This is a genomic window from Aquisphaera insulae (genome assembly GCF_011064615.1).
Classification (GTDB): Bacteria; Planctomycetota; Planctomycetia; order Isosphaerales; family Isosphaeraceae; genus Aquisphaera; species Aquisphaera insulae.
On sequence record NZ_JAALJH010000174.1, the window covers coordinates 1 to 6,654 of the forward strand.

Annotated in this window: 7 protein-coding genes; 4 read left to right on the forward strand and 3 right to left on the reverse strand. The window is 67.5% G+C overall.

What is annotated here, in order from left to right:
* Positions 1–131 precede the first annotated feature (131 nt).
* Positions 132–1,025: a sugar phosphate isomerase/epimerase family protein gene (locus G6O54_RS36245; protein WP_165235753.1), complete on the forward strand. Its 894-nt coding sequence runs from the start codon at positions 132–134 to the stop codon at positions 1,023–1,025.
* Between the two features lie 182 nt (positions 1,026–1,207).
* The gene (locus tag G6O54_RS36250; protein ID WP_165235756.1) at positions 1,208–2,554 is read left to right on the forward strand and encodes a di-heme oxidoredictase family protein; all 1,347 of its coding nucleotides are present in this window, start codon (positions 1,208–1,210) and stop codon (positions 2,552–2,554) included.
* Positions 2,555–2,645: 91 nt separating this feature from the next.
* On the opposite strand, the gene G6O54_RS38475 is transcribed toward G6O54_RS36250, so the two are convergent.
* Entirely contained in the window at positions 2,646–2,774 is a 129-nt protein-coding gene (locus G6O54_RS38475) for a hypothetical protein (RefSeq protein WP_256369028.1), read from the reverse strand.
* A 279-nt stretch (positions 2,775–3,053) separates the two neighbouring features.
* On the opposite strand from G6O54_RS38475, the gene G6O54_RS36255 reads away from it, so the two are divergent.
* Both G6O54_RS36255 and G6O54_RS36260 read left to right on the forward strand, forming a co-directional pair.
* Complete coding sequence (locus G6O54_RS36255; protein ID WP_165235758.1) at positions 3,054–3,458, forward strand: DUF1801 domain-containing protein; 405 nt, start codon at positions 3,054–3,056, stop codon at positions 3,456–3,458.
* Between the two features lie 115 nt (positions 3,459–3,573).
* Positions 3,574–4,020: an SRPBCC family protein gene (locus G6O54_RS36260; protein WP_165235761.1), complete on the forward strand. Its 447-nt coding sequence runs from the start codon at positions 3,574–3,576 to the stop codon at positions 4,018–4,020.
* Positions 4,021–4,051: 31 nt separating this feature from the next.
* On the opposite strand, the gene G6O54_RS36265 is transcribed toward G6O54_RS36260, so the two are convergent.
* Together G6O54_RS36265 and G6O54_RS36270 are read right to left on the reverse strand one after the other, a co-directional pair.
* Entirely contained in the window at positions 4,052–5,098 is a 1,047-nt protein-coding gene (locus G6O54_RS36265; protein WP_165235750.1) for a hypothetical protein, read from the reverse strand.
* Between the two features lie 193 nt (positions 5,099–5,291).
* Positions 5,292–6,251, reverse strand: a complete 960-nt coding sequence (locus G6O54_RS36270; protein WP_165235764.1) for a hypothetical protein — start codon at positions 6,249–6,251, stop codon at positions 5,292–5,294.
* Positions 6,252–6,654 lie beyond the last annotated feature (403 nt).

Below are 6,654 nucleotides of genomic sequence, written 5' to 3' on the forward strand. Positions count from 1 at the left end.
GCTTCCGCCGGATGAACCTTTTCTCCCCGCGCGACCCCGGTCGTCCCTGTGCCCTCGTCGTCTCCCGGGTTAGTCTGCATGAAGGCCGGCCATCCGGCGAACGCATCGAGCTTGACCAGGGAGACAGGCACATGACACGGGGCTTCCTCGATCATCGGACCACCAGGCGGGCCTTCCTCGGCGGGGCGGCCGCCCTCGCGGGGGGCGCCATGCTGCCGCGGCGAATCCTCGGCGCCGAGGACGCCAGGCCCAATTCGGTCTTCGGCGGCGTGCACGTCGGCTGCATCACCTACAGCTATCGGGGCGAGGCCCACACGGCCGAGGAGACCCTCAAGGCCCTGGTCGAGGACGGCCTGAGCGAGACCGAGCTGATGGGCGACGTGATCCAGTCGTACGCCGGCGTCGGCCGCGGCCACTCGGACGCCGACCGCCGGGCGCAGCTCGCAAAGTGCGTCGAGCTTCGCAAGATGTTCAATGATGCCGGCGTGAACATCCATATTCAGAAGCACGGCTTCGGCCGCAGCGACGACGCGATCGACTTCAACTTCGAGATCGCCAAGGCCCTCGGCTGCAAGGCCATCACCACCGAGCGGAACGAGGGCGACGTCAAGCGGCTCGCCCCCTTCGCGGAGAAGCACAAGATCTGGGTCGCCTTCCACAACCACACGAACAACATCCCGACGATCGAGGACATCGACCCCCTGATGCAGGCCGGCGACTACGTCGGCTTCAACCTCGACATCGGCCACTACGTCGCCGGCAACAAGGGCAAGTCGCCGATCCCGGTGCTCGAGAAGTACCACGACAAGATCATCAGCCTCCACCTCAAGGACCGCACCGCCGCCGGGGCCAACCTCCCGTGGGGCCGGGGCCAGACCCCCATCAAGGAGGTCCTCCAGCTCCTCAAAGAGAAGAAATGGCCGATCTACGCCGACATCGAGCTGGAGTATCCCGTGCCGAAGGATTCGACCGCCGTGAAGGAGGTGGCGAAGTGCGTCGCCTACTGCAAGGAGGCCCTGGCCTGAATCTTCTCCCCACCGGGTCGCCCTGAGCCGCCAGGGCCGGGGCGACCGCGCGCCCTCCCGAGGCCCCGATCACGACTTGAATTTCCGCGACGACTTCTTTACAGTTGTCCGATTACATCTGTCGTCGAATCGGCTCCTCATCGTTGCGCCCGTTCGGGCGTCTAGCCACTGGGAGGGTTGCCATGGTCGACTCGCCGTTGACGCGGGCTCGTCGTGGGGTCGGGGTGGGCATGCTGGGCGTGGGCGTGCTCGGGCTCGCCTGGATGCTCACGCCGGGGATACCGGTCCTGTTCGCCCCGCGCGTCTCGGCCGAGGTCAGGGCGGCGGGCCTGGAGCTGTTCGCGCACGAGTGGCAGCCGCACGACGCGATGGCCCGGGGGGACGGCCTGGGGCCGGTCTTCAACGCCCGGTCGTGTGTCGAGTGTCATTCCCAGGGGGGTGTCGGCGGCGGCGGCGACAACTCGCACAACGTCCTGGCCTTCGAGGCCTTCCCGACCCAGGACCGGCCCGACGTGAAGGGGGGCCTGATCCACAAATTCGCCGTCGCCAACCAGTTCCTGGATAGCCGGGCCGAGCTCAGCAAGTGCTTCCCGATCATCCCCAACGGGATCCGGGTCGAGGGAGGTTGCCAGGTCTTCACCCAGGACTTCGACCCGGTCCATACCCAGGCCGTGAACTCCACGGCCCTGTTCGGGGCGGGATGGGTCGACCGGATCTCGGCCAAGACGATCCGCCACGAGAGCTTGAAGACCGCGTCCGCCAGGATGGGCCGGGAGATCGTCGGCCACTTCGGCGGCGTGATCCCCGGCAGGCCGCGCGTCCTGACCGACGGCCGCGTCGGCAAGTTCGGCTGGAAGGCCCAGTTCGCCACGCTCGAGGAGTTCGTGTCGGCCGCCTGCGCCAACGAGATCGGCCTGGGCAACCCCGGCATGGAGCAGGCCAGGCCGATGGTCCGCGTGAACTACCCGCAGGTCGAGCGAGACCTGACCGACGCCCAGTTCCGCTCCCTCGTCGGCTTCGTCGACTCGCTGCCGCGCCCCGTCGAGGTCGTGCCGGACGACCACGCCCAGCGATCGAGGGCCGAACGCGGCAAGGTCCTGTTCGCCGAGATCGGCTGTGCGGCCTGTCACACCCCGGACATGGCGGGCGTCCAGGGGGTCTACTCCGACTTCCTGCTCCATCGCCTGGACGATCGGTCCCGAGGCGGCAGCGGCGGGGGAGGCTACAGCGAGCGGCCGCCGGTCCCGCTGCCGGAGGACTATCCCCTCCCCGAGGAGTGGAAGACACCCCTCCTCTGGGGCGTGGCCGACTCCGCCCCCTATTTCCACGACGGCGGCTCCCCGACCCTCGAGACCGCGATCCAGCGGCACCATGGCGACGCCGAATCGGTGACCGCCGCGTATCAGAAGCTCGCAGCCGAGGATCGCGCCGCCGTCATCGCCTTCCTCAAGACCCTGCGGGCCCCGGCCGACGCCGAGCCCGTCTCTCCTCCCACGGTCGCCAGGCGGCATCTGGTCGTGACTCGATAACCCCGCCCGACACGGCCCGGCCCGCCCCGCGCGGTGCCGGGCCGGGCCGATCCAGGGACGCCACGCGCCCGATCGCCCGCGCCCGACGGCCTCACTTGCGGAAGAGCTTCGCGCCGATGAAGATGACGATGGCGCCGAAGATGCCACCCCCGCAGAGTAGATAGGCCGCGGAATAGCGCCAGGCGGACACGGCCAGGAGTACATAATCGTGATCTGGCACGGCGAGTCCCTTATGCTTGATGTCGCGATCGTCTTCTCATTCACGCCACGCAACACGCGGCGAATGACCATACGCATATTCGATACCGAGCCATGAAATGATGTTCCGAGCCCGCGGGAGGCTTGCGTCGACTTTCCGCCGGTGGGCCCGAAGTGCGACGGGCCCGAACCGAGGGAAGAAGCATGGCAGGCCGCGAACCGGTCTTGCGACGAATCCCCGGGCGATGGACCTGGGATTCGGACGGGATGATCGACCACCGCAAGGGGAGATGGTGAGGGCATGAAGACGCATCACCCGAACGAGGATCCGGCCGGCCCGGACAAAACCGCGGTCGACTGGAGGGACGCGCTGCTTGCGCGGCTTCGCGCCCTGATCCTGGAGGCGGAGCCGGCGATGATCGAGGAGCGGAAATGGGTCAAGCCGTCGAATCCGGCGGGGGTCGCGACCTTCTCGCACGGCGGGCTGGTCTGCACCGGCGAGATCTACAAGAGCGTCGTCAAGATGACGTTCGCCCGGGGCGCCTCGCTGCCGGACCCTTCGGGCCTCTTCAACTCCAGCCTCGAAGGCAACACCCGCCGCGCGATCGATTTCCGCGAGGGCGACCGAATGGACGAGGAGGCGCTGAAGGCCCTCATCCGCGCCGCCGTGGCCTGGAACTCCGGCTCCCGGACGGCCGGAGGCTGATGATCGCCCCCCAGATCCCGAGTCGAGGCGGCGGCTCTCCCGACCTGGATCTCCCGACGACCTCTTCCCGATGGGCCCGTGACCGACTCGCCAGACTCCAGCTCGATGAGATCCCATGCCCCTTCGATATGAATGCGCCGAAACCGTCAAGACGACGCCCGAGCGGGCCTTCGCCGCGATCGACGACCTGCCGCTCACGGAGAAGTGGCTGCCTCCCTGCGTGAGCCTGGAAAAGGTGGAGCCGGGTCCGAACGCCCCGGGCGACCGGCTGCGTTACGTCTTCATGCAGGGAGGCAAGAAGGGTGAGATGGACGGAGAGATCCTGGAACGCACGCCCGGCGAGCGTCTGCACTGTCGCTACAGCGATCCGTCCTTCGACGTCTCCGTCGACCTCCGCGTATCCGCCGCCCCGGGCGGCTGCCTGACGACGCACATCATCGAGATCACCCCGAAGACGTTCCTGGGCAAGCTCATGTCCCCGCTCATCCGGCTCGGGCTGGGGAAGCAGACGCGCGATGCCGCCGCCAATCTCAAGAGGCTGCTGGAATCCGAGCCCGCATGAAGCCGGTGCAGGACGCCCGGGGCCGGCCGTCTCACGGGTCACGGGTCAGCGCCCATCCCGCCTCGCTCACCCGGAGGCCTCGACGGCCCGCGTGGTCGTCGTAGACGCGGTTCATCTCGTCGATCGAATCGAAATACCCGAGGATCGACGCGGCACCGAACGACTCCCCGGGCTTCACAGGCCGGCCGCCGATCTCCTGGATCATGCAGACGTAGCCGCGCTGGTGACACCACGCCTCGCTCACCACCGAGGGATCCAGGGTGAGTGCGGCCAGCCAGGGGCCGTCCTTGCCCGTCTTCGGGTCGCGGAGATGGTAACCGCGGATGATCCGCGCCGGTACCTTGCCCTCCTCGCGGACGTAGAGGAACTTCTCGTCAGGCGGGAAATCGCTGAGGAACTCCCGCGAGGGGATGAGGCCGCGATAGCTCAGGTACACCTCGCTGAAGGTGTCGCCCGCGTGATGGCGGATGTGGCCGGGCATGTCGATCCGGAGGAAGAGGCCGTCGCTCTGGTTCACGCTGGTGACCTTGTCGGCGGCGAGGAAGTACCGCTTCCCCGCCGGGAACACCAGCGTCTGCTCCCACCTCGAGCCGGTCTTCTTGCCGGGGGCCGCCAGGGTGTACGTGTGCCCCTGCCGCACGGCCACGAAATCGCGGCCCATGGTCACGAACGGAGCGAGCCGCTTCGCCTGCGTGCAGACCTGCGGACCCTCGATGGAACGCTTGGGCCGCCTCCCGTGGATGACGTTGTTGTACGCATAGGGGAGGTCGCCGGGCAGCCGATCCCGATAGGCGTCATCCGCGCCGTTCTCCATCAGCCAGTCCACGATGTCCAGGCCGAAGCCCGGGTCGCGGAAGCCGGTCCGAACGTCGAGGAGGCTCTGGGCCTCCACGCCGCTGACGTACCCCTGCTTCCGGATCGCCGCCTCCAGCGTCGGGCCGGCGAGGACGATCCGCTCCGCATCCTCGCGCACCTGCCACCCCGGCCCCTCGTCGCCCGCCGCCGTCCCGGCGGGGCCCGCACAGATGGCCAGGAGCGAGACGATGGCCCACAGCCGCCTTTCCGATATCCTCATCATCGTCGCCTCGCCGGCCTCGCATGACTCGGGACCGTCCATCACTCTACCGGATTCGCCGGCCTCCTGCGTGGCCACCGCCCCGACGTTCGCGGATCAAGGATTCCTTCGGGATTCAGGTCGAGGCGTGGGACCAGAGCGAGATCGGATGCTCGCTCAGGTCAGGTCAGGTCAGGCCAGGCCAGGTGCCGCGCGGTCAGGTCAGGCACTTGGCGTTCTTCACCAGGCTCTGGAAATTCCTGGTGATCGTTTCGTAGTGCCAACTGCTCCCCGATGGGATCATGAAATCGTTCCACCGGCTGCCCTGCTTGATCGTCCTGGGCAGCGAGGCGCTGGCACCGGAGAAGACCTCGATCGAGAATCGGCCCGCATCCGCCTTCTTCACCTTCCCCTTCAACTCCACCGCGTTGCCGCTCGTCTCGCTGGTCGAGGAGAAGAAGAACCGGGTGCTGGCCCGGCGATCCGCGACGTCCAGCCAGTCCTTGACCACATCGCGCTGGAACGAATCCCACTGCCCGTAAATCGAGTCGAAGCACCAGACCTCGCAGATGTTGGCCTTCATGCTCCGCGCCTGGATGTCGAGGATCACGCCGCCGCCCGAATGGCCCGCCAGGACGACGTTGCGGACATTCGGGGCCGTACCCTTGTACTGGGGCACGTGCCTGCCGATCCACTTCCGCGCCTCGGCGAGGAAGTCGTCGCCGCCGCCGGGGACCTTGAACACGCCCATGTCGGCCGTCCTGAGGCTGCCCGGCTTGTCGCCCAGCATCGGCAGAATCAGGATGACCGACTTCCCGGAATTGTTGACATCCTCGCGCAGCTTGATGTCATGGAAGCGGCCGGACCAGTAGTAGTTGATCGTCTTGACGTTCGCGAATTCGCCGTCCTTCCAGCCGTGGAAGTAGAGGATGACGTCGACGTCGCCGCCGGGCACGAACGCGAAATCCTTCGGGAAGAAGACCCCGGTGGGGTTGCAGCCGTCGAGCGCGATCGGGAAGTAATAGGTGATCGTCGGTGGCCCGATGACCTGCGACGGGTATTCCTGGTTGTAGGGCGCCTCGATGGGGGGGACATTCGGCGGGAGCTGCGCCAGGTACGGGAAGCGGGCGTCGGATCGAATCGGCGAGGGTGCGGGCTGGCCCTTCGTGGTTCCCATCGACGAATCTCCGAGGTGAGGCGCGTCGATGCCTGACCGCATCTCCGCACGCGAGGTACTCGGTCGACCTTGACTTGGACGCTTGCGCATGGGACGGTTCGGGTGACCGGATGTGACCGGGAAAACACCGCCCATGCCCATGCCGAGGAACCTGTCCCGGTCAGCTCGAGGGAAGCCCATGCCGGAGCTGAGACAAACCGAGAGGGCGAGGCGGACGCGAGGAGAGGTGAGTATTGACTGCCCCAAAGCCGGGACCTGGACGTGACGGTTTCTGTTGCGCCTCGCGTGGCCCGCGATGCGGTTGGGAACCGGGCCCCGGCGCGATCGCCAGCCTGTGCCTGGCTCGGCAGGAGCCTCGCCCTCCCATTCGGAGAAGAGCCGCTCCGGGCCCGGGAGGGCGAGG